Raw genomic sequence first — 20,904 nt, 5'->3', positions numbered from 1 at the left:
CTTTCACCAATTCATATGGCCTTAGGCTGTAATAGGTTCAGCTTTATGATCAGCACTGACCAGTTGGGTTGCCGATTTGAGCGCATCAATTCGCGTCTCATATTGCTTTACCAAATCCGTATTGTCACAATTACAGAATTTGTTGATGAGGTTTGAAACCTTCTCATTCATCCCGCTCAAAAATACAGTTTTCTTTGAGTCTTCTGCGTCTTCGAGAATGGTTTCAACAGCTGTTGCTGCTGAAACGTCGAGGAAAGGAACACGAGAGAAGTCCAATATGAGGATCTCTGCGCCATGACCTGTTTGGCCTCTGACGTGATGTCCTAAGTCTGCGGCCGCGCCAAAGCTAAGAGGGCCGCCAAAATCGAACAACATGACTTTGCCGTCTGATTGTTCCAATAGTTCGACTTCTTCTTCGCTAGAGTGACGGGGTAAACGTTGTAGCAGGGCTGCTAACTGATCATCCGCTAATGTCTTAACAAAGCCAAGAGCCGCAAGAATGACACCAACTGCCACGGCAGTAATCAGGTCAACGAATACAGTCAGGAACAAGACGAGTGCCATAAGGGCAAGGTCCCAACGTGGTCCTTTATGGGCTCTTTTCAGATAAGATAAGTCAAGCGTGTCATAGCCAACCTTTACGAGAATACCGGCCAAAACGGCATGTGGTATTTGAGACGCAAACGGCCCAAGGCTAACGATAATGGCTAATAGTACGAGCGCATGTATCATACCCGATATACGTGTGCTACCGCCCGAACGTATGTTGATGACAGTCCGCATGGTTGCACCCGCGCCTGGGATAGCACCGAAGAAACCAGCGATAGAGTTACCGATACCCTGACCAATCAATTCTCTGTTAGATTGATGGCGTGTGCGGGTCATATTATCAGCGACAAGAGATGTCAGAAGGCTGTCGATAGAGCCTAGAACCGCCAGAATAAAGGCGGCTTCAATAACGACTAGAGCGGAATCTAGTTCTACAGTCGGCACTACAAAAGACGGGAAGCCTGTTGGAATGTCCCCTAAGATGGGGGCGCCGGGTAAGAACACACTTGCCAAAGTACCTATGAACAAAGCGGCCAAAGGACCAGGAATAAAAGAGGCTAATCGCTTGGGCCAAGTGAAGACAATAACCAAGGTTAAAGCTGCGATGGCCACTGCAATCAGGTTCGGGTTCATGACGGCTTCTGGAACCGCTGTGAAGGCAGGTATTGTACCGCCGCCATCAGGTTCATGCCCAAATAGACGCGCGAGCTGTAACGCAATGATAATCACGCCAATACCGCTCATAAAGCCAGAAATTACAGGATAGGGTACCAATTTTACATATTGACCGAACCGAGTGATACCGAGCAAGATTTGCATAAAGCCCGCAAGGATAACGGCCGCGAATACTAATGATGGGTTCCCACCAAGAGCGGCGTAAAGTCCTGCGAAGACAACAACCATTGGCCCTGTTGGGCCTGATACCTGAGAGCCTGTACCGCCAAATAGCGCGGCAAAGAAACCCACGAAAATGGCGCCCCAAAGTCCAGCTATCGGGCCTGCCCCAGAGGCCTCGCCAAAAGCGAGAGCAAGGGGAAGGGCGACGATACCTGCCGTAAGGCCACCAAAGACGTCGCCTTTGATGTTAGACATGTCGAAATAGCGGCTCTTTTCGAGCGGCTTACCTGAATTGTTCACAATAAATCCTCTATGATATCAAATTATGCGGCGCATCCGCCAGCAGCGGAAAGAGCAGCAATTTCTGACTTATATTTTGCATCGACATGGATGAACTTACCGACTTCTTCATCATAGGCGTCTACCCCGCCATGTTTGATGTCATAAACCCAACCATGAAGTTGAAGATCACCGCGGGCCAGACGTCTGGCAACGCTTGGGTGCGTGCGAAGATGCTGCAATTGAAGAAGCACATTTTGCTCGATAAGCATTTTCATGCGTTCTTCATCGCTTGCCCCTGCGCCAATTTCGTCAACAATGTCGACAGCGGCCTGAGAATAACCCAGCCATTTTGCGACATGTGGTAAGCTTGCGAGACCTTCTGGGTTCATAGCGCCATTCATCGCGCCGCATTCTGTATGGCCACAGACAACGATATGAGGCACTTGTAGAACGGCAACAGCATATTCAATAGAGGCGGTTGTGGCACCCGTTTGCGCTGTATGCGGAGGAACAATGTTTCCTGCATTACGAGAGATGAATAACTGACCTGGTTCCGTTTGGGTGATCATCGCAAGTTCAATGCGAGAATCTGAACAGGTAATAAACAGAGCTTCAGGAGATTGGCCTTTGCTCAGTTCTTCAAATAGGTTTTTCTTATCTGGGTAAATCGCGTCCTGAAACTTTAGAACACCTGCAGCAAATTTAGGCATATTTGGCTCCTCTTGAGTAATTGATTTCGCATTTTGGAAATGCGGATAGATTGTTTTCGGGGCTAAGGAGTAGCGTTTGATTTGACCAATCGAAAGAAGCTAGCGTCTTGATAGTTTTTGACTATCAAAGGGCGGGTTTATAATGTTATTCCTGTATCTAGGCAAAGTTCACTGGCGGCTCGCATTGAGGCGCTAAAAATCTGAGAGTTGGTTTTAAAATGCGTCCTACACTTCGGCAGCTCCAATATATTATTGCTGTCTCTGAAACAGGCCGTTTTCACGAAGCGGCACGTATGATGAATGTCAGCCAGCCGAGCCTTTCGGCGCAGATTGCCGAGGCCGAATTGCACCTTGGGGTTCAGTTAATTGAACGCAATAGATCTGGCGCCATATTGACGCCAGTCGGAGAAGAAGTCGTTCGGCGCGCGCGCATAGTTCTGTTGGGCGTTGAAGATATAAAAACGGTGGCGCGAGGCTCGATTAAAAAGTTATCAGGGCGTTTCAGGTTAGGAACGCTCCCTACGATTGGTCCCTATCTTTTGCCAAGCGCTGCAAAGGAATTACACCGCCGCTTTCCAAATTTGCTTTTGAGCGTAAGGGAAGAGGGCTCTGTCTCTCTTGATGAGAAACTGAAAGATGGTCGTCTTGATATGCTTATTTCCACCGCGAATGACCATGTTAATTCTGCGTCGATGCATTTGTTTGATGAAAAACTATTCGTCTGCGCCGCCAATGAACATGTGCTTTCCTCTCAAACAGGCCCTGTGGGATTAGATGAGTTACGAGGCCATGAAATCCTAAGTCTTGGGAATGGTTATAGACTGTCTGGGATCGTGCAAGACCTCGCTCGTATAGCGGAGGCCCATATTAGTACGGAATATGAAGGCACGTCTCTTGATGCTGTCAGGCAAATGGCCGTTATGGGGGCTGGGGTGGCTGTCTTGCCTAGCTTATATGCTTTGGTGGAGGCGAGGCGAGACCCCTCTCAAGTGGTACGGCCTATCGGATATAATGATGCAAAACGCGAAGTGAGTTTGATATGGCGCCGCGATTCTCCGCTTGCCACAAATATGGAAACCATTGGCGGTGTGTTACAAGAGGTAGCCTCTAAAATTCTATCCGGAGAGGACGGTCTCTCTCAAAAGAGAGTAAGCTAAAAGACTGTGGTTTAGCTATCTTTTGCCTTCGCTGAATTCACTGTAAACATAGAACCTGTCGTTGCGCTAATTTTAAGGCAGCTATGGTTTATTTAAAACCCCGGAATGAGTTTTCTTAATTCGTTTAGCGTCTTGCGCGACTTTGGGTTTAGTGAAGTTATAGCAGCGTTTATGTAAAGGTCAAAAAACAGCTGAATCAGCAGATGTATTCGTTACTGTGTGCTCAACATTAAGCCCCGCCTTATCAGGCGGGGAGAGATTGGTTGTGGGGTCCTGACAGGCAATTAAAGTTAGGCAAACGGGGATAGTTAATAATTTTAAATTGCTCGTCATAATTGTTGGTATCATTGAAAATTAGTAATGCCAATGATTAATGGTATGCTTTGCAAGGCGAATACTAAAACTTTACCCTCACGCCGCCATTCACAATAAAGCCGTCATTGCGAGACCAAATGCTCGTCGTCCATTGGCCGTCTGGCGCACGCATTGGCAAAACAAGTGGGTCATCTTTGGTTTGACGTATGTCCAACAAGTTTTCAGCGTTGATAAACCAGCTGGTCGCGCCGAGGGTGATTTCTCCTAAAAGGCCTAAATGCCAATAAGGATTACTTTCATTGCGGTAAGGATTGCCGCTAAGGCTTTGTTGTCCAGTGTAGTAGGCTTCAAAACCAAGGCGCCCACGACCATGTTGCTCCCACATCGCTACAAACCCGGCTGAATGTTGAGGCGTTAAATCTATTTCGCGGCGCCCACCAAGGGGGTCTTGTTCTGTTGCATCAAGATAGAGATAACTTCCTGTTAGTTTTAAATCTTTCCAATAATAGCGAAGTAAGAATTCTCCGCCTTTAATGTTCGTTTCTCCCTCGGCATTTACGAGTCTGACACGGTCTAAAGGGCCGCTGATTGTCGAAGCGAAAGCCTCAAGTTCTGTCACCTGTTTAACTTGGGAAGAAAATAGACTTATATTCGTTTCAATGGCTCCACGTTTATAACCTATATCAAAAGAGGCAGTGTGAGCCGTTTCTTCTTCAAGGCTGGAGAGCGGTTCAAGTCGTGATAAACCTGCGGCCTCTATGTCCTCTACAAATGGCGTGGGGGCAAAATATCCCTGGCCGTATGACCCGCGAATTGTCCAATCCCCCGGTTTATAAAGCACAGAGGCGCGCGGGCTAAATTGTGTCCCAAATTCACTATGTTCATCTAACCGCCCACTCAAGGACACCGAAACAGTATCATTTAGATCTTGGTCTAATTGGACAAAAACTCCTGGGACATCATAACTATAATCAAACGCTGGAAATGTGTCTGAGACATATTTTTCAGATTGAATAGCCGCCCCCAAAACCCAATTGGTTTTTCCTTTATCGCCGGAAAGCGATACCTCCGCCAAATAGCTATCATGACTATCGTCTTCGAATAAGCTACCGAATTGATGGGTGTGATCTTGTAGCATGGCTGACCCTCTGACATTCAAGGCCAAGCTGTCATTTACAGCTATGTCAGCAATGAAGCCTCCATCGAGGCGCGTGGTATCTTGGTTCTGAGTGAAAGATGTGCCGTCCGGTACGACAGCGCCGTGCAGAGTGCCGCCGTCTCGCTGTTCAGTCATGAAGCCAAATGTGGCATAAATATTGGTGCCGTTTGAACCGTTCCAAAATAACCGAGGCCGCGCCGTAAAGCGCTCATACCCTGCCATATCAATCCAGCCGTCGTCATCAAAGTCTTGAACGCTTTGACGGTGGGCACCTGCGGTTAACGAGGCCGAGAAGTTATTCGATAAAGGTGTTTCATAATAGCCTGTCAGGTCTTGCCCGTTTTCGGAGGTGAAATTTAAAAGGACTTCGCCATTGGGATCGTCGTGAGGGCGTCTGGAGATTAAATTGATTACACCGCCCAAGGCAGAACCACCATAGAACGAAGAGGCTGACCCCTTGATAACTTCGACTTGAGCCAAGTCGGTTGGCGGGATTTGAAGCAAGCCAATTGAGGCGGCCTGTCCGCCATAGAGCGGTAATCCATCACTGAGTAATTGCGTGTAACGTCCGTATAAACCTTGCAAGCGGATATTGGCTGATCCCAATGCTGGCGAGGTCGTTTGTACGCGAACGCCACCAATCTCAGCGACAAGCATTGAAATGTTACCGGGCCTCATGGCCGCTTTTTCAGCAATTTCTTCTTGGTTGATGATTTCGACGCGGATGGGTTCATCGTTTAATGTGCGACCTGAACGCGTTGCCTGAACGACGACTTCATCCATAACATCATCATGGTGGTCATCATGATGATCATCGTCATGTTCGTTATAAGGTTTAGTATCGTCGGGTGCAGAAGTGTTTAAGGGTGGCTGTGCATTTGCATAGCCATGGTGAAAGGTGACCGCAGTTAAAGCGATTAGGATTGCCGAATGGCGTAAGAGAGAAGACATAATAAGCGTCCTTAGAAAGTCGTAAAACAAGGTGGTTCATCGCGTGAAAACGCGGTTGCGACGTGTTTTAAGCTCTCGGAGGACGTAAAAGGCTAATCGGTGGCGCGCGCTCAATATCTGAAACCAAGCTGGCCGAGAGCCTCATAGGTGAATAAATACGTTTATCGGATAGGATATTCTGGGAAATAACCTGAACATGACAACCGAAGCAATTATGCGTAAATTGCTCTATTTCTTGAGTTGGTAGATCCTCAGCTGGATATTGTTTTGTTTCTGGGTTTTTGTGAGGCTCAACGTCAGTGAGCGCCTTCGTTGAAATACAAGGGTCTTCTGTCAGGCCGCATGTATTGGCGCACATTGCAGGTGCCAAGATAAAGGCGAAGCTGACGATGAAAGTCATCATCACAACAGAGAGTATTTTCGGAAACCGAAGAATCATATTCAATTTCTGTAAACGATGAAATTCGATTAGGACAGAAATTTGGAATTAAAAATGATGATTGAATAAAACCATCATTAATGAAGTCACGATGAATAGAGGGGGTGAGGACTCTCTATTTCGTTTTAACTGGCAATAGCGCGCAGTGCTCTATTGCCAGTATATGCGGTTTAAAGCGGCGCGCAGGCCTTCTCTAGCCATGTGAAAATTTCACCATCGAGTTTCGGGCCAATCTCGCGAAGGACGAGTGCGTGATATTCATTGACGTAATGAATTTCTTCACGGGTCAAGAGGTCAGTGTCGATTAGCGCTTTATGTATCGGGGCCAGAGTGAGCGTTTCAAATCCCATCATTGGGCGTTCGCCCCCCGCAATATCTTGGGGCTCTGTCACGAATTGTAGGTTTTCAATACGAATACCATATTCGCCAGCCTTATAAAAACCCGGCTCATTTGAGACTATCATACCGGGTTCAAGAGCGACAGAATTAGGCGCTTTGGAAATGCGCTGTGGGCCTTCGTGAACGCCGAGGAATACACCCACGCCGTGACCTGTGCCGTGGTCATAATCTAAACCGACAGCCCAAAGCGGCGCGCGTGCAAAGGCATCAAGTGCGGGGCCCGTTGTCCCTTTGGGGAAACGAATAGTCGCCAGTGCAATATGGCCTTTTAAAACGCGGGTGAAACGATCGCGCATCTCATCTGTGGGAGTGCCGATAGGTACAGTTCGGGTCACATCTGTTGTGCCGTCCTGATATTGCCCGCCGCTATCAACGAGGAATAAAGAGTCTTTCTCTAGCTTTAATGTCGTGGCGACAGAGACACGATAATGACAAAGCGCGCCATTGGCGCCAGCGCCTGAGATAGTTTCAAAACTCAGGTCTTTTAAGCCACCATTTCTGTGGCGTAGGGTTTCGAGCTTTGTTGCAGCATCAATCTCGTCATATTCACCGGATTGAGCGTCTGTATCAAGCCAATGCAGAAATTGAATGAGGGGTACAGCATCACGGCGATGCGCTGCGGCAGAGCCATTTAACTCGGCAGAGTTCTTTTTCGCTTTGGGTAAGGCTACAGGGTCCATGGCGCGTTTCACTTTGGCCCCCGCGTTTTCCGCGGTGCCAAAATGCCAAGCCGAAGCTGTATCAGGATCCATAATAATGGTTTTTCCAGATAATGACTTAAGCGCGTCTTCAAGGTCTTCTTCTTTATGGATAGCGACTTCATTACCAAGGTGCTGACTGATTTCTGATGAAACCTTTTTGGCATTTACAAAGAAATCAACATGACCATCTTTGCGAATGATCGCCGTTGATAGTGGTAGGGGCGTACATTGCACATCTCCGCCTCGAATATTGAGGAGCCATGCAATCGAAGGCGGCGCTGTGATAAGCGCGCAATCTGCATTTTGATAAGCAATCGCTTCGGCAATTTCTGCGCGTTTTTCGCCATGGCTTTTCCCCGCTAACGCTACGGGTTGGATTTGAATGGGTGTCAATGGCGCAGGCGGGCGGTCTGTCCATGCTACATCGATAGGATTTGGCGAAAGAGCGATGGCTTTCCCGCCGGCATTTTCAATGGCCGAGACAAGGCGAGACAAGGCAGCGGGGCTGTGCAGTCTTGGGTCAAACCCGATCGTTTGACCTTTTTTTACATTCGCACGAAGCCACGCCGCAACGCCGCCACCTTCAAGGTTTTCATAGGCAAAAAGCGTATTGTCGACTTGTTGCTGAACTTGGATTGTGTAGCGGCCATCAGTGAAAATAGCAGCGCTATCTTGCATGACCACACCAGCTCCGGCCGAGCCTGTAAAACCGCTGACCCATTGCAAGCGGTCAGTCGAGGCCGGTAGATATTCATTTTGATATTCATCCTCATGCGGGACAATAAACCCGTCCAACCCCTTAGCCTTTAACGCGGCTTGCAATATAGGCAAGTTTTTGCGGCCGAGTTCAGGTCCGCCTTTTACGTCGAAATTCTGGAAGAGGGTGATGTCGTTCATGCGGCTTACTTTCAATTTTGGTCAGGCAAAGATGCCTCAGATATCTAACTCATACTTAGGAAGGATGAAGGGGTAAGTGAAGGGGAGCGATGGGGTTAATCAAAGGTTTTCACAAGCCTTGCATTTTTGCATAGCTACTTAAGCAGCACTGACTGTTCTCAAACTTGGAAAGGGCGACTACATCCACCGCGTCGTCAAGAAGGCGACTTATTTGTAAGTAATGGTTTAAGACAATGACTACCGAATTTAACGGAACAGATTTCACAACACTCGACAACCGGACTTTCCGTCCAACATTTGAAGGCGCTCAAGCCCGTCGTCCTCAGGCTGATTTCTTGACAGGCAGCTTGATTGGTCGCCGTAATGCACGTCGTGATCGCCGCGCCAACCGCGCTCTTTAAGGCTTGAAGGCTAAAAGTGACGTCCATCCTTCGAGGGTAATTTTAGGCGTCACTTGAAAGCCTGCTTTTGAAAAGGTCGTGGCAACTGTCTCGGCCTGTTCGGCTAAAATGCCGGATAAAATAACTCTACCCTTGGGCTTGGTGGCTTGGAATATTTCTGGTGCTAGGCCCATAAGGGGACCCGCAAGTATATTAGCAAAGATTAAATCAAAACTTTGCCCTTTCAAATTGGCGCTAGAAAAACCGTCGGCTTGAAATGCACTTATGCTATCTCCCACAGCGTTAATCTTCGCATTGGCTTCTGTCACCTCTATGGCGTCAGGGTCAATGTCGCTTGCATAGATATCAATGTTGGGCAGGGCTTTCGCTGCGGCTATGGCTAATATGCCCGCGCCGCAACCTAAATCTAGGACAGAACTAGGCGCATTTCCGTCTAGCAATAAATTATCAAAGATCACCAAACAACCTTTTGTCGTGCCGTGATGCCCTGTGCCAAAGGCCATGCCCGCGTCAATCAATATAGGATACTCGGTGCCGCTGGGTATAGTGTCTTTATCGTGTGATCCGTGAACAAAGAAGCGCCCCGCCGCAACAGGGGGGAGGCCAGACTGTGTTAGCGTGACCCAGTCTTGGTCTTCGACAGCGCTAATGATGCCGGGTATAATTGCTTGCGCTGTTTTAGCTTCGGCTTCGGTTTCATAAAGCGCTTCAAGTACAAAGTTTAGCGCAGCCGTTTTCACCTCTTTTTCAAAGACTGTGATAGCAAGCGCTTCACTGTCATCAAGAAACCCGAGGGTCTCTGCGGCTTCATAAATATCGGTTTCTTCTCCGTCTAGGGAGAGCTTCCAAACTTGTGTCATTATATATCGGTTCGTTATTTTTGTTTTTGATTGGTAAAGATGACGCCGCAGCCATCAATCTTTACGTCGCGACCTCGTGCCCCGCAAAGGATGTATTCCATAATACGCGGTTGTTGAACATGGCCATTATGCGCAAATAGCGGATCAACGAAACTTTTGACGAATGGAATAAGGGGCGGCGCAAATTCGACCCGCATATCAATAACATTAAAGCCCAATTTCTCGACGAGTCTGCGCCTATCAAATCCGTCTTCGGCCATACCTACAAGAGTAGGGTCTATCGACGAGTTTCTATAAAGTTGTTCATAGAATGGGACGAGTTCATACGTCAAAAAATCATTGATCTCTGAAAAGGCAATAAAGGTCGGGCGTTCACTGGCACTATAATCAGACGGTTGGAAAGGCTCGCCCATGGATATATCTGACAAGCCTAATAACGGTATCTGATTAGCCAGCATAAAGACTTGCGTGTTTTTGATCATATCATCATGCACGGTTTCTGTGCCGTCAGTCATTACTTCTCGGATTAGGTCTAGCGCTATTTTTGATCCGAGAGATTCCGTGACAAATGCGAAAGGGTCTGTTTGAATTGAGGTTCTATTCGCTGTGTCGCATATTGTTTTGTAATCACCTTCATGACCTAGTCTGCTGAAGTCGACACCGGCTGCATCAAGGGCCGCCGCACACATGGCGCCGCGAATGGCTGAACGAATTTCATTGCCCGCGGGCCCAAGATACATGACGGCATCAGAAAACCCAAAATTGACGAGCTTGTCTTTCAAGCTTCTATTGACGCCTTTACGAAGGGCCGCGAAATTACTGCTATCTCCATTTGCATCATCTTGGCCAACATGGGCGAATTGCAAACTCTCCCACATTAGTTCATCCCAAAATACTCGGTAGATTACAAATTCAAGGTCGTTACCAACAGGAAGGACTTGTTTGTCCATGCAAACGAGCGTGTCTATTTCAAGGTTTCGCCCCGGAATAGAGGTGCGGTATAGTTTCGGGGTTGCTTCTTTAATGTGTATGTAATTTTTACGAGGGCTCTGTTCGTCTTCTTTATCGCGTCCACATAAAGAGCTGACGGTCTTTTCGGGTGTTTCTAAATTATAGGCCTTTGCGACACCTTGGATAAAGCTATTGGCGAGAGGCTTATCTTCTGGGTTTTCAACCCAACCAATACCGTGCAGAAATATAATATTAATGCGTTGCGTTTGTGTGATAGGGGCGCGCCGCGCGAGGTATTCAAGGCCTTCAAACTCGCCAATACCGCTTTTTTCGGCGGATAAAGAGTTGATTTCCAAGACGCTGAATTTTGTACTGGCACAGGCGCTTAGGAGGCAAGACAGTAAAACTAAACACAAAATCCGCATGATTTTCAGGCCCTATCTACAAATCCATCAAGTACGTTTTTATCACCAGCTTTTTCAAAAGCGACGCCTAATTTATTTCCATCAGCTGATGTTACACGTCCATATCCGAATTTTTGATGAAAGACACGATCCCCGACTTTAAATTCGCTAACGGCTTTTTTTGCAGGTCTACGAATGGCGTGACCTTCTATCTCTTTTGGCCCTCTACCGTATTTTTTACCTTTATTGGCTTCATAGCGTTGCCAGCCCGGAGAACTGGCTCTTTGGCTGCGGGCGGTTTCAAAGCTAGATGTAAAGTCTCGGGCGACGTCTTGGGCAATGCGGTTTGAGGCAGGCTGGCCTGTTCCCGTTTCAACGTCAACATGTTGAATGGGCAATTCGTCAATAAAGCGCGAGGGAACGCTTGATTGCCAAGAGCCATAAACTTGGCGGTTCGCCGCGAAGTAAATTTTTGCCTTTTCACGCGCGCGCGTAATACCAACATAGGCGAGGCGGCGTTCTTCTTCTAATCCTGCGAGGCCATTTTCATCCATGCTCTTTTGGCTTGGGAAGACGCCTTCTTCCCATCCTGGTAAAAAGACAAGCGGGAACTCTAGGCCTTTGGCAGAGTGAAGCGTCATCAAAGAAACTTCATCCTCTTGGGGGCCTTTTTCGACGTCCAAGACGAGGCTTACATGTTCAAGATAGGCGTCGAGAGTGTCAAATTCTCCCATCGCTTGAATAAGCTCTTTGAGGTTTTCTAGGCGGCCTGCGGATTTCGCGTCTTTATTGTCGCGCCACATTTGTGTGTAGCCACTTTCATCTAATATGCGTTCGGCGATTTCGGTATGACGAATATCTTTGGCCTCTGCTCGCCACCGATCAATATCAAGAATGAACGCCCGTAGCGCCGTGCGCGCTTTGCCGCGAATTTCATCGGTTTTCGTAAGTTCTCGTGTCGCGGCCTCAAGGCTGATATGCATTGCCCGCGCCGCTTGTTGTAGCTTTTGAATGGTTGTGGCGCCAATGCCTCGTTTGGGCGTGTTGACAATCCGTTCGAACGCCAAGTCATCAGTATCTGATTTCAAGACGCGCAAATAGGCGTGAGCATCACGAATTTCGAGCCTTTCGAAGAAACGTGGCCCTCCAATAACGCGGTAAGGTAAGCCAAGCTGAATAAAGCGCTCTTCAAAGCTTCGCATTTGCCGAGAGGCGCGAACCAAGATCGCTACATCATTATATTTTCGGCCCTTATAGTGCCAGCTCTCAATCTCATCTGAGACGATACGCGCTTCGGCAGGGGCATCCCAAACGCCCGTAACTGTGACTTTGTGCCCGCCTGTGTCTTCGGTCCAAAGGGTTTTGCCGAGTCGATCTTGATTAGAGGCGATAAGTCCAGAGGCCGCGCCAAGAATATGTTCTGTCGAGCGGTAATTTCGCTCAAGCTTGACCACTTTTGCGCCCGGAAAGTCTTTTTCGAAACGAAGGATGTTATCAACCTCTGCCCCGCGCCATCCGTAAATGGATTGGTCATCATCGCCAACAACGCAGATGTTTTGCGAGCCTTGGGCCAAGAGGCGGAGCCAGAGATATTGGCAGACATTTGTATCTTGATACTCGTCCACGAGGAGATATTTGAATTTCTGATGGTACTTTTTCAAGACATCAGGGTTTTCCATAAATAATGTCAAATTGTGAAGTAGGAGATCACCAAAGTCACAGGCGTTTAAAACCTTCAGCCTGTCTTGGTAGGTTTTGTAAAGTGCTGCGCCTTTGCCTTCTGCAAATTTATAGGATTCTTTAGAGCTGAGTTTTTCAGGGGTTAGCCCTTTATTTTTCCAACTATCAATCAGGGCGGCCAAATAACGACCTGTCCAGCGTTTCTCATCAATATCGGCGGCTTTGATAACTTGTTTCAAAAGACGGATCTGATCATCCGTATCGAGTATTGTGAAGCTGGATTTCAGGCCGACGAGTTCGGCATGGATGCGTAGAATTTTCGCCGCAATAGAATGAAATGTTCCAAGCCAAGGCAAGCCTTCGACTTGTTGACCGATAAGTCCGCCAACACGTTCGCGCATTTCGCGCGCGGCTTTGTTTGTAAAGGTTACAGAAAGAATCTGGCTGGGATAAGCGCGGCCCGTGTTCAAGATATGTGCAAGGCGGCAGGTCAGGACGCGCGTCTTACCCGTGCCAGCGCCAGCCAGAACGAGAAGAGGTCCGTCAATAGTCAGCACAGCATCAGATTGCTCGGCGTTTAATCCTTCTAAATAATCAGCATTAGCCGCGCCTTCATAGCTTCGCACAGGCATAGCCCGTTCGGAAATAGACCGTCTATCGGGCGGCGGTGGGGCCGGTTGAAAAGAATCAGCGGAAGACATGGGAAAAACATAGGGGCAAGGACGCGCCTTGGCTATGGCTGAACTGTTTCGATTTTACGGGCTTGTTCAAGTGGAGAGGTTACACCAGTGACGTTTCACGTTTCATAGATTGGAGCTCTAGGGATTTAGACTTATATTTGCCGTGTCGGATGGGGCGCCCTTCATCATCTACGTTCACAAAAACAATTTCATCTATCGATATAATTTCTTGTTGGTTCTTTTTGGTGCGCACATGACAACTGACAGAAATTGTACAATGTCCAACAGCAACAGTTTCCACTCCGATTTCAACGACATCTCCCTGACGGGCTGGCGCTAAAAAATTAATGGCTGTCATGGATTTTGTGACTAGGGTTTCCGTGTTCATTTGACAGGCGGCATATACACCGCATTCCTCGTCTATCCATTCTAGTAGTCGCCCTCCGAAAAGAGTGTTTCGGGAGTTTAGGTCTCCCGGCTTAACGACTTTTCGTGTTCGAAAGATCATAGACATATGATGATGTAGAAGAAGTGCTTGGGTTTATGCAAGGGCTTTAAAATGGATAATGCCTCAAAGTCATGTGTTGGTGCTTTTCTGTGCAGGCCTACCGCGTCTCTATAATGTGTTTAAGCACCCAAACCCGTAAATAAGAGGCGAGATTTTGATCCGAATTTTTCGCAAGGCGAATGTCATCTTGGTCACGAATGAATTTAGCAAAGCTTTCGCCAGAACTTTCAACATAAGCATCGATGATGTCCCAAAATTCAGGCTCTAAAGCCAGAGAGGTTTGGTGCCCATAGAGCGAAACAGAGCGTTTCTTAAAGACCATGTTTAAGTCTCATTTTCAGGGGTGTTACCTTTGGGTGTTTCGTCTTTGTTTTTTTCAATTTTATGCGCGTCTAGCTTGCTTTGAAGCTTTTCAGTCAGTTTAGCTTTTAAATCTTTATGCGCTTTTTTTTGGCCGAAACGGGCGCGGTTTTCTGCCGCTTTGGCATCTTTCCTAGCCCGTTTCACGGCTTTCGCCGCTTTGCCAAATTTTATGACGTTATCGCTCATTAACGCGGCTTGATCATCAGCTCAGGACGGACGACTTTGTCGAATTCCTTTTCTGTGACAAAGCCAAGTTTGACCGCTTCTTCGCGTAGGGTCGTGCCGTTTTTATGCGCTGTTTTTGCGACAGTCGTGGCATTGTCATAGCCAATCGTTGGCGCGAGAGCGGTTACAAGCATAAGCGAGCGGCCCATAAGGTCCGCAATGCGGTCTTCATTCGCTTTGATACCCACAACGCATTTATCGGCGAAGCTGGTAGAGGCGTCTGTCAGCAATTTGATTGATTGGAGCATATTATAGGCCATGACAGGCTTATACACATTCAACTCAAAATGACCTTGGCTGCCAGCCACAGTCATTGTTGTGTGGTTCCCCATGACTTGTGCGCAGACCATTGTCAGGGCTTCGCACTGTGTTGGGTTCACCTTGCCGGGCATAATAGACGAGCCAGGTTCGTTAGCAGGTAAAGCAAGTTCGCCAAGACCAGAGCGCGGGCCAGAACCAAGGAAGCGAATATCATTAGCGATTTTAAACAAGGATGCTGCGACTGTATTCAGAGCGCCATGGGCGGAAACAAACGCATCATGTGCTGCTAGGGCTTCGAATTTGTTTGGGGCTGTTTTGAAGGGCAGACGCGTGTAATTGGCGACTTCTTCGGCAAACATTTTTGCAAATTTTGGTTTCGCATTCAGCCCTGTGCCAACGGCTGTGCCGCCTTGGGCCAGAGGGTAGAGCTCTTTTAACCCGCTCTCGACACGTTTGATTCCTAAATCGAGTTGAGCGACATATCCAGAGAACTCTTGCCCGAGGGTGATGGGGGTCGCATCTTGAGTGTGAGTGCGGCCGATTTTGATGATTTTCTTAAATTCTTGGGCCTTATCGTTTAGTGCATTGCGTAGATATTGCAGAGCAGGGAGGAGACTGTGGTGAATTTCTTCGGCTGAGGCAATATGCATTGCCGTTGGGAAGGTATCATTTGACGATTGGCTGCGATTGACGTGGTCATTTGGATGGATGGGGGTTTTTGATCCGATTTCGCCGCCCACTATTTCAATGGCGCGATTAGAAACGACTTCATTGGCGTTCATGTTGGATTGTGTACCTGAGCCTGTCTGCCAGACAGAGAGCGGGAAGTTGTCGTCTAGCTTGCCTTCGGCGACTTCTGATGCGGCCTTTACAATGGCGTTGGCCGTGCTGTCATCTAGGTTATCGAGGGCCTGGTTCGTAATCGCGGCAGAGCGTTTAATAATGCCAAGTGCCCGAATGATAGAGGGCGGCATAGTTTCAATGCCGATAGGAAAGTTGATTAGGGACCGCGCCGTTTGCGCGCCATAATATTTATCGGCTGGCACCTTTAATTCGCCGAAACTGTCTGATTCAGTACGTGTCTTTGTCATAGTCGTTTAATCTTTTTGAAAGCTAGAGGTAACTGTATAATTGGAGTGTGGGTAATGGTTGAAGGCGCGCAAAAGGTCAGGTCAGCGAAACTGTATATTGAAGTCATTGGTTCAAACGCGACCTGATTGTATCGTCTGGGCATTGTTATTTTTTACGAAAAGCGTCCAAGCTGACGACATTTGCCGTTTCATCTGAAGCATCGCCTTCGGATGCTTTATCCGATTTCGCTTTTTTCTTACCACTCTTTTTAGTCTCGGCTTTATCAGTCGCCGTAGTTTCAGTTTGAGCGGCAATGGCAGGTGACGGTCTATCCGTGTCTTTGACCGCGCGAAGTTCAGCGGCGCCGCTCGCAATAGGGTCCATTTCTGATGGTGGATCAAATTGTAGGGCGAAACCAACGCTTGGGTCATGGAAGCGCGATATGGCGAGATAGGGGACTTTCAGATATTTTGGAATGCCGCCAAATTTCAACGTGACTTCGAATTCATCGGCATAGGCATTGAGATCCCAAAACTGATGTTCCAAAACTATTGTAATTTCTTCGGGGTATTTCTTCGCCAGCGTTTCATCAATTTCGACGCCAGGATAACGCGTAAGAAAGGTAATATAGAAATGATGCGCGCCAGGTAAACCGTCTTCGCGAATAACGCGGCGGATGGCATCGCGGACAACCCCGCGCAAAGCGAGTTGGGTCATCTGATCGTAATTCATCAGGTCTTGGCTCATGTGAATACCCTAAACCCCTTATTCTAAATATCAACTAGCGTTTCTGGCTCAAACGCCATTTTATTTGGAATAATAAAAATCAGTATAATTATAACTGTGAGGGATAAAAGTGGTGGGTTTCTGTTGCCAGCTACCCACCGAAGCCCGCCTAGCCGTCTGAAGGGCTAGGAGTTAAAGTCGGAATGTCCGAACTGCTTACGCAGCTAGGGCAAATTCCTCAGAATAATTGTCATTTGCAATTATAAAGAACGGGCATTTAACGGTACCCATACGGAAGAAAGCTAACCCTTTTGAACGTCTGTCGATCCTATTTCGGCCCCATCAAAAGCGCTCAGCTAGTCTGAGCGTTTTTGGTGGAGCCGCCGGGTACCGCCCCCGGGTCCAGTCCGTCTATTATGAGCGCGTTTATCCTCATAGTCAGCAAGCTGACTTCTATAACGTAAGCAAGATTGTAGGAAATGAAAGGCTTTCTATGATAAATAGGTGATAAAAATCGTGAAAATAGCGAGAAAGATGAACACGAAATGAACACAATTGGGAACCAAAGCCTGAATCGTCCGTTTTGAGGATAAGACATTTGATTTTTATTAATTAGCCTTTTAAGAGCACTCAAAATAGGTGTTCATTAGGCAGCTATTCCTGGAGGAAAAAATGAAAAACTTAGCTATCTTGTTATCCACGCTGAGCGCGACGGCAATGATCGCCGCTGCTCCATCAGCGGCCGCGCAAGACATGTCGATTTGTTCACAAAGCAATATCACACAACTTGTCTATTATGAATTTGGTAAGGCACAATCTGCTGAAACTATGTCTCAGATTGAATCTATTCAGAATATTTCTGCGCTTTGTGATGTTCGCTCTATCGAGCTTATTGGACACACAGACACAGTCGGTTCGACATCGACTAACCAAGCCTTGTCAGTGCGCCGCGCTAACAATGTTAAAAATGCTCTCGTAAAAATGGGCCTCCCTGCCAGCGGTATCACAACATCTGGCCGCGGCGAATCAGAGCCATTCATCCCAACTGCGGATGGTGTTCAAGAACAGCTTAACCGCCGTGTTGAAGTGCGTATGACGCTAAACCCACTGGTTGTCGAAGAGCCAACTTATGTTGAGCCAGAGCCTGTTTTTGTTGAGCCAGAGCCCGTTTATGTAGAGCCAGAGCCCGTTTTTGTTGAGCCAGAGCCTGTTGTAGAAGCATCACCGGTTGTTGAACCTGCGCCTGTTGCATCGCAAACACCTCCGCCTCCACCACAGCCAGTTGCAACTGGTCCGGCTATTGGTAATTCAGCCTTGATTTTGGCTGGCGCCGCCGCCGCCGCTGCAGGTTTGTACCTAATCTTGGATGATGACGACGAGCCATCATCACCATAGTATCCATTGGATATAGGAATAAGAAAAGCCCAGCCCTTGTGCTGGGTTTTTTTATATTTTCGGCTCGCCTAGTTGCCCGCATAAAAAAACCGCCTCAACAAAAGAGACGGTTTATTGATGATAGTTAAAATGGGAGCTTAGAGATCGCCAAGTTTTCCAGCATTCTTTGAAAGAATATAAAGGAAGGTTACGCGTTGCTTGTTGCGGTCTTCTTTCATTGTTGCGCAAACAGCGTCAACAGCGGCGCCAGCTTCGTCTTGTTCCATGCCTAGTTTCTTTTTACAAAATCCATCACGCACGCGATTTTTCTCAGTTTCATCTGAGCAAGAGACCAAGGATGAATCTCTGTTCTGCAGGGCAATACCGCAATAATTGACAATCTTTTGTACGTGAGCTTCTGTGGCGGCAGGGTCGTACCGCTGTACATCTTCAATATAATCAGCTGCTTTGGCCATTTTTAGTCCTCCGATATAATGGTGATTCCGATTAACCAAATTTCTATCACGCCTTCAAGTTGAATTTTTTATATTTCCTGTCACATTTCTAGCCTTTTAAAGCGAATATAAGACTGTTTGATTGCCATATTTATGCCGTTAACGCATGGTAGAGTTGACAGAGAATATTAACGAAGGATTCGGACATACTTCCACGCTTGAATACGTCTTTAGAAACCACTCTGGGGTTTTTAGAAGCTCTTATACGCTTTGATACACGAAACGGTACTGGCGACGAACCCGCTTGCGTTGACTGGCTCGCTGAACGTCTAGGAACCTTTAATCCTGATAAGTTGATTGTAGACAGGGTTAGTCGTTCACGCGGTAAGTCTGATAGTGCTTATGTTTTGGCAATATGGGGACAGCCAGATTTAATCCTAAATGTCCATATTGATACAGTGCCAAGCGGTGAGGGTTGGCTTGCGGATCCTCTAATAATGCGCCGGGGCGATGACCGGGTTACGGGGCTAGGGGCCTGCGATATCAAAGGGGCCGCAGCCTGTATTTTATCGGCTTTGTCTCGCGGCGAAGCAAAAAATTTAGCCGTTTTATTTTCGGGTGATGAAGAACAAGGCAGTGAAATAATGCCCGCCATTATTTCGGCAGGACATTTAAACGCTGTAAAGGCCGCCATCGTTTGTGAACCTACTGGCGGCAAAGTTGGTAAACGGCATAGAGGTATGCTTGCTGTTCAGGCTGATTTTCATGGGCCGGGAGGGCATAGTTCTTTGGCAGATGAAATAGACGCGCCCTTATTAAAAGCGGCGCGATTGGCATCTAAGATCGGCGAATATGGCGAAGCTAATCGGACCGTTGGCGTAGATCCTTTTAAGGGACTTTGTACAAATATTGGCGATATAAAGAGCGACGGGGCTTATAATGTTATTCCTACATCGGCCTCTCTTTGGGTGTCTATGCGTCCCCCGCCAGGTGTTAAGGTTCAAACCATTGAAAGCGCTATTTACGATATGGCGCAGGGGATGGACGCAGAGTTAGATACATTAGTCGCGTTTGAAGCCTTTGAGACACTTGATGTCGACTACTTTAAGGGATTTTTCCAAGGTATTGATTTCATTGACTTGCCTTACTGGACTGAAGCGGCGATGATGTCGGAGTTCGGTATTAATACAGTTGTTTTTGGTCCCGGTTACATTGAGCAAGCACATAAACCAGAGGAATGGGTTAGCCTTGAGCAATTAGAAAAAGCCACGCAATTTTTTGAAACCGTGATAGGGTCCGAACGCGAACAGCGGAGGGCTTTATGATTGCGAAACCCGTAAGGCAGACCGTTCTAACGAGCCTTGCGGCTATCGGTGCCAAACGCGAAGCGAAATTTTATGCCGAGCTTTTTGCGCGCCAAGAAGCCGAACGCTTTGCGCTTATCGTTATCGATCCGCGCTGTTTGAAAAACCCTTTATTGGAATCTCTTATCAGTAGTATGAAGCTTCTCTTTGATTTGGGGCTGTCGCCAATCTTGCTGGTTGGAGCCATGGATGAAGACCGTACGGCAGTAAAGTTTCAGTCACAACGGCTCTCTAGAGAATTAGATCAAGCCTCGGTAAGGTCAACGAAACTAAACACGCGTACTTATGGCTTAATCCCTGATGTACGAGCCAAAGCGCGGTCTGGCCGTTTGCCTATACTGGAAATGACAGAGAAGGGCGGGGCTATGAATCTCGTCGCTTTGGTTCGGGAGCTCGATCCAAATAAAGTTATATTCCTTCAACCTTCGGGTGGTTTGGTGCGCAATGGAGAACGTATTCGAAATTTGGACACGGAAAGCTTGGGCCATTGGCAAGAGTCTGATGGCGTTCTGTCCGACGGGCAAAAACGATTTCTAAGCTTTGTGGCCGATATTGATGCTGAAGACCCGGGTTATAGGTCTTATATTATTGCTTCGCCTTTGAACCTTTTGCCTGAACTCTTTACGACAAAGGGCTCGGGAACACTTATCCGGCGTAAGGCCAATATTATTTCGCATTTAGATTATAGCAATTTAGATGAGAAAAAATTGCGATGCTCTATCGAAGATGCATTTGGAAAAACGCTTTCCACTTCATATTTCAATTCAGACATTACATCAGCCTATATTGAGAAGGACTATAGAGGCGGTGCCATTTTCGCAAAGGCTGGAGAATTGACTTATTTGTCTAAGTTCTGGGTTGTTGAAAATGCACGTGGTGAGGGTCTTGCAAAGGATATATGGGATAAAATGACTGGAAACACTAAGAGTTTCTATTGGCGTTCAAAGCTGACTAACCCTTTCAATGACTGGTATATGAGGAAATGTGAGGGAATGCAGATTGTGGGAGAGTGGAGAGTGTTTTGGCTGGGCCTGAAATATGATCAAGTTTCAATCGCAATAACGCAGGCTACGGCCGAAGCCGAAGATTTTTCTGTCGTTTAAACTGTGGCTTAAGGCTTACTTTACCGTCATTAACTGATAGCGCTGTTTCAAACAGGGACATGTCCCTGATAACTTAATTTAT

At 47.3% G+C, this 20,904-nt stretch carries 19 protein-coding genes and 1 other RNA gene; 5 read left to right on the top strand and 15 right to left on the bottom strand.

All coding sequences use genetic code 11. The features are described 5' to 3' along the window. Positions 1-21: 21 nt before the first annotated feature. Together DES40_RS05095 and DES40_RS05090 are read right to left on the bottom strand one after the other, a co-directional pair. Positions 22-1,641: a SulP family inorganic anion transporter gene (locus DES40_RS05095; RefSeq protein ID WP_121100438.1), complete on the bottom strand. Its 1,620-nt coding sequence runs from the start codon at positions 1,639-1,641 to the stop codon at positions 22-24. A 68-nt stretch (positions 1,642-1,709) separates the two neighbouring features. Then, positions 1,710-2,378 (bottom strand): carbonic anhydrase, encoded by a 669-nt coding sequence (locus DES40_RS05090; RefSeq protein WP_121099452.1) that lies wholly within the window; start codon positions 2,376-2,378, stop codon positions 1,710-1,712. 218 nt (positions 2,379-2,596) lie between these two features. Between DES40_RS05090 and DES40_RS05085 the strand changes: the two genes are divergently transcribed. Then, complete coding sequence (locus DES40_RS05085) at positions 2,597-3,535, top strand: hydrogen peroxide-inducible genes activator (RefSeq protein ID WP_121099451.1); 939 nt, start codon at positions 2,597-2,599, stop codon at positions 3,533-3,535. 397 nt (positions 3,536-3,932) lie between these two features. On the opposite strand, the gene DES40_RS05080 is transcribed toward DES40_RS05085, so the two are convergent. The 3 genes from DES40_RS05080 to DES40_RS05070 form a co-directional block, all read right to left on the bottom strand. Continuing rightward, the gene (locus DES40_RS05080; protein WP_121099450.1) at positions 3,933-5,960 is read right to left on the bottom strand and encodes a TonB-dependent receptor plug domain-containing protein; all 2,028 of its coding nucleotides are present in this window, start codon (positions 5,958-5,960) and stop codon (positions 3,933-3,935) included. A 67-nt stretch (positions 5,961-6,027) separates the two neighbouring features. After that, entirely contained in the window at positions 6,028-6,399 is a 372-nt protein-coding gene (locus tag DES40_RS05075; RefSeq protein WP_121099449.1) for a hypothetical protein, read from the bottom strand. 170 nt (positions 6,400-6,569) lie between these two features. Then, positions 6,570-8,396 (bottom strand): aminopeptidase P family protein, encoded by a 1,827-nt coding sequence (locus DES40_RS05070; RefSeq protein ID WP_121099448.1) that lies wholly within the window; start codon positions 8,394-8,396, stop codon positions 6,570-6,572. Positions 8,397-8,629: 233 nt separating this feature from the next. Here DES40_RS05070 and DES40_RS13165 point away from each other — a divergent pair, with 233 nt between their 5' ends. Continuing rightward, entirely contained in the window at positions 8,630-8,797 is a 168-nt protein-coding gene (locus DES40_RS13165) for a hypothetical protein (protein WP_170144890.1), read from the top strand. Here DES40_RS13165 and DES40_RS05065 read toward each other — a convergent pair. The 9 genes from DES40_RS05065 to ssrA form a co-directional block, all read right to left on the bottom strand. After that, positions 8,794-9,657, bottom strand: a complete 864-nt coding sequence (locus tag DES40_RS05065; protein ID WP_121099447.1) for a 50S ribosomal protein L11 methyltransferase — start codon at positions 9,655-9,657, stop codon at positions 8,794-8,796. The two genes, DES40_RS13165 and DES40_RS05065, sit on opposite strands and share 4 nt — an antisense overlap. A 14-nt stretch (positions 9,658-9,671) precedes the next feature. Then, the gene (locus DES40_RS05060) at positions 9,672-11,033 is read right to left on the bottom strand and encodes a hypothetical protein (protein ID WP_121099446.1); all 1,362 of its coding nucleotides are present in this window, start codon (positions 11,031-11,033) and stop codon (positions 9,672-9,674) included. 5 nt (positions 11,034-11,038) lie between these two features. Continuing rightward, positions 11,039-13,393 (bottom strand): ATP-dependent helicase, encoded by a 2,355-nt coding sequence (locus tag DES40_RS05055; RefSeq protein WP_121099445.1) that lies wholly within the window; start codon positions 13,391-13,393, stop codon positions 11,039-11,041. A 79-nt stretch (positions 13,394-13,472) separates the two neighbouring features. Then, complete coding sequence (locus tag DES40_RS05050) at positions 13,473-13,880, bottom strand: acyl-CoA thioesterase (protein WP_170144929.1); 408 nt, start codon at positions 13,878-13,880, stop codon at positions 13,473-13,475. Positions 13,881-13,977: 97 nt separating this feature from the next. Beyond that, positions 13,978-14,202 carry a ribbon-helix-helix domain-containing protein gene (locus DES40_RS05045; protein WP_121099443.1) on the bottom strand — a complete coding sequence of 75 codons (225 nt, stop codon included), beginning with the start codon at positions 14,200-14,202 and terminating at the stop codon, positions 13,978-13,980. Positions 14,203-14,204: 2 nt separating this feature from the next. Beyond that, positions 14,205-14,429, bottom strand: coding sequence for a DUF4169 family protein (locus DES40_RS05040; protein ID WP_121099442.1), 225 nt, complete (start codon positions 14,427-14,429; stop codon positions 14,205-14,207). Continuing rightward, entirely contained in the window at positions 14,429-15,820 is a 1,392-nt protein-coding gene (gene fumC, locus DES40_RS05035; RefSeq protein ID WP_121099441.1) for a class II fumarate hydratase, read from the bottom strand. Before fumC ends, DES40_RS05040 begins: the two co-directional genes overlap by 1 nt. 145 nt (positions 15,821-15,965) lie before the next feature. Continuing rightward, positions 15,966-16,547, bottom strand: coding sequence for an SspB family protein (locus tag DES40_RS05030; protein ID WP_121099440.1), 582 nt, complete (start codon positions 16,545-16,547; stop codon positions 15,966-15,968). A gap of 108 nt (positions 16,548-16,655) precedes the next feature. Continuing rightward, positions 16,656-17,015: a transfer-messenger RNA gene (ssrA, locus tag DES40_RS05025) on the bottom strand. A gap of 183 nt (positions 17,016-17,198) precedes the next feature. Between ssrA and DES40_RS05020 the strand changes: the two genes are divergently transcribed. After that, complete coding sequence (locus DES40_RS05020; RefSeq protein ID WP_121099439.1) at positions 17,199-17,921, top strand: OmpA family protein; 723 nt, start codon at positions 17,199-17,201, stop codon at positions 17,919-17,921. 137 nt (positions 17,922-18,058) lie between these two features. Here DES40_RS05020 and DES40_RS05015 read toward each other — a convergent pair whose 3' ends face one another. Next, complete coding sequence (locus DES40_RS05015; protein ID WP_121099438.1) at positions 18,059-18,376, bottom strand: DUF2853 family protein; 318 nt, start codon at positions 18,374-18,376, stop codon at positions 18,059-18,061. A 197-nt stretch (positions 18,377-18,573) separates the two neighbouring features. On the opposite strand from DES40_RS05015, the gene DES40_RS05010 reads away from it, so the two are divergent. Further along, positions 18,574-19,680, top strand: a complete 1,107-nt coding sequence (locus DES40_RS05010) for a M20/M25/M40 family metallo-hydrolase (protein ID WP_170144889.1) — start codon at positions 18,574-18,576, stop codon at positions 19,678-19,680. Then, the gene (locus tag DES40_RS05005; RefSeq protein WP_121099436.1) at positions 19,677-20,822 is read left to right on the top strand and encodes a hypothetical protein; all 1,146 of its coding nucleotides are present in this window, start codon (positions 19,677-19,679) and stop codon (positions 20,820-20,822) included. The genes DES40_RS05010 and DES40_RS05005 overlap by 4 nt, the downstream gene beginning before the upstream one ends. Positions 20,823-20,904 lie beyond the last annotated feature (82 nt).

The organism is Litorimonas taeanensis (assembly GCF_003634015.1).
GTDB classification, from domain to species: domain Bacteria; phylum Pseudomonadota; class Alphaproteobacteria; order Caulobacterales; family Maricaulaceae; genus Litorimonas; species Litorimonas taeanensis.
This window is presented reverse-complemented; position numbering and strand designations above follow the sequence as displayed.

Coding starts and splice junctions, on each gene's coding strand:
- DES40_RS05040 (WP_121099442.1), bottom strand. CDS start 14,429: ATGAGCGATAACGTCATAAAATTTGGCAAAGCGGCGAAAGCCGTGAAA.
- DES40_RS05085 (WP_121099451.1), top strand. CDS start 2,597: ATGCGTCCTACACTTCGGCAGCTCCAATATATTATTGCTGTCTCTGAA.
- DES40_RS05045 (WP_121099443.1), bottom strand. CDS start 14,202: ATGGTCTTTAAGAAACGCTCTGTTTCGCTCTATGGGCACCAAACCTCT.
- DES40_RS05015 (WP_121099438.1), bottom strand. CDS start 18,376: ATGGCCAAAGCAGCTGATTATATTGAAGATGTACAGCGGTACGACCCT.
- DES40_RS05005 (WP_121099436.1), top strand. CDS start 19,677: ATGATTGCGAAACCCGTAAGGCAGACCGTTCTAACGAGCCTTGCGGCT.
- DES40_RS05070 (WP_121099448.1), bottom strand. CDS start 8,396: ATGAACGACATCACCCTCTTCCAGAATTTCGACGTAAAAGGCGGACCT.
- DES40_RS05095 (WP_121100438.1), bottom strand. CDS start 1,641: ATGTCTAACATCAAAGGCGACGTCTTTGGTGGCCTTACGGCAGGTATC.
- DES40_RS05060 (WP_121099446.1), bottom strand. CDS start 11,033: ATGCGGATTTTGTGTTTAGTTTTACTGTCTTGCCTCCTAAGCGCCTGT.
- DES40_RS05050 (WP_170144929.1), bottom strand. CDS start 13,880: ATGATCTTTCGAACACGAAAAGTCGTTAAGCCGGGAGACCTAAACTCC.
- DES40_RS05020 (WP_121099439.1), top strand. CDS start 17,199: ATGAAAAACTTAGCTATCTTGTTATCCACGCTGAGCGCGACGGCAATG.
- fumC (WP_121099441.1), bottom strand. CDS start 15,820: ATGACAAAGACACGTACTGAATCAGACAGTTTCGGCGAATTAAAGGTG.
- DES40_RS05080 (WP_121099450.1), bottom strand. CDS start 5,960: ATGTCTTCTCTCTTACGCCATTCGGCAATCCTAATCGCTTTAACTGCG.
- DES40_RS05075 (WP_121099449.1), bottom strand. CDS start 6,399: ATGATTCTTCGGTTTCCGAAAATACTCTCTGTTGTGATGATGACTTTC.
- DES40_RS05090 (WP_121099452.1), bottom strand. CDS start 2,378: ATGCCTAAATTTGCTGCAGGTGTTCTAAAGTTTCAGGACGCGATTTAC.
- DES40_RS05030 (WP_121099440.1), bottom strand. CDS start 16,547: ATGAGCCAAGACCTGATGAATTACGATCAGATGACCCAACTCGCTTTG.
- DES40_RS05055 (WP_121099445.1), bottom strand. CDS start 13,393: ATGTCTTCCGCTGATTCTTTTCAACCGGCCCCACCGCCGCCCGATAGA.
- DES40_RS13165 (WP_170144890.1), top strand. CDS start 8,630: ATGACTACCGAATTTAACGGAACAGATTTCACAACACTCGACAACCGG.
- DES40_RS05065 (WP_121099447.1), bottom strand. CDS start 9,657: ATGACACAAGTTTGGAAGCTCTCCCTAGACGGAGAAGAAACCGATATT.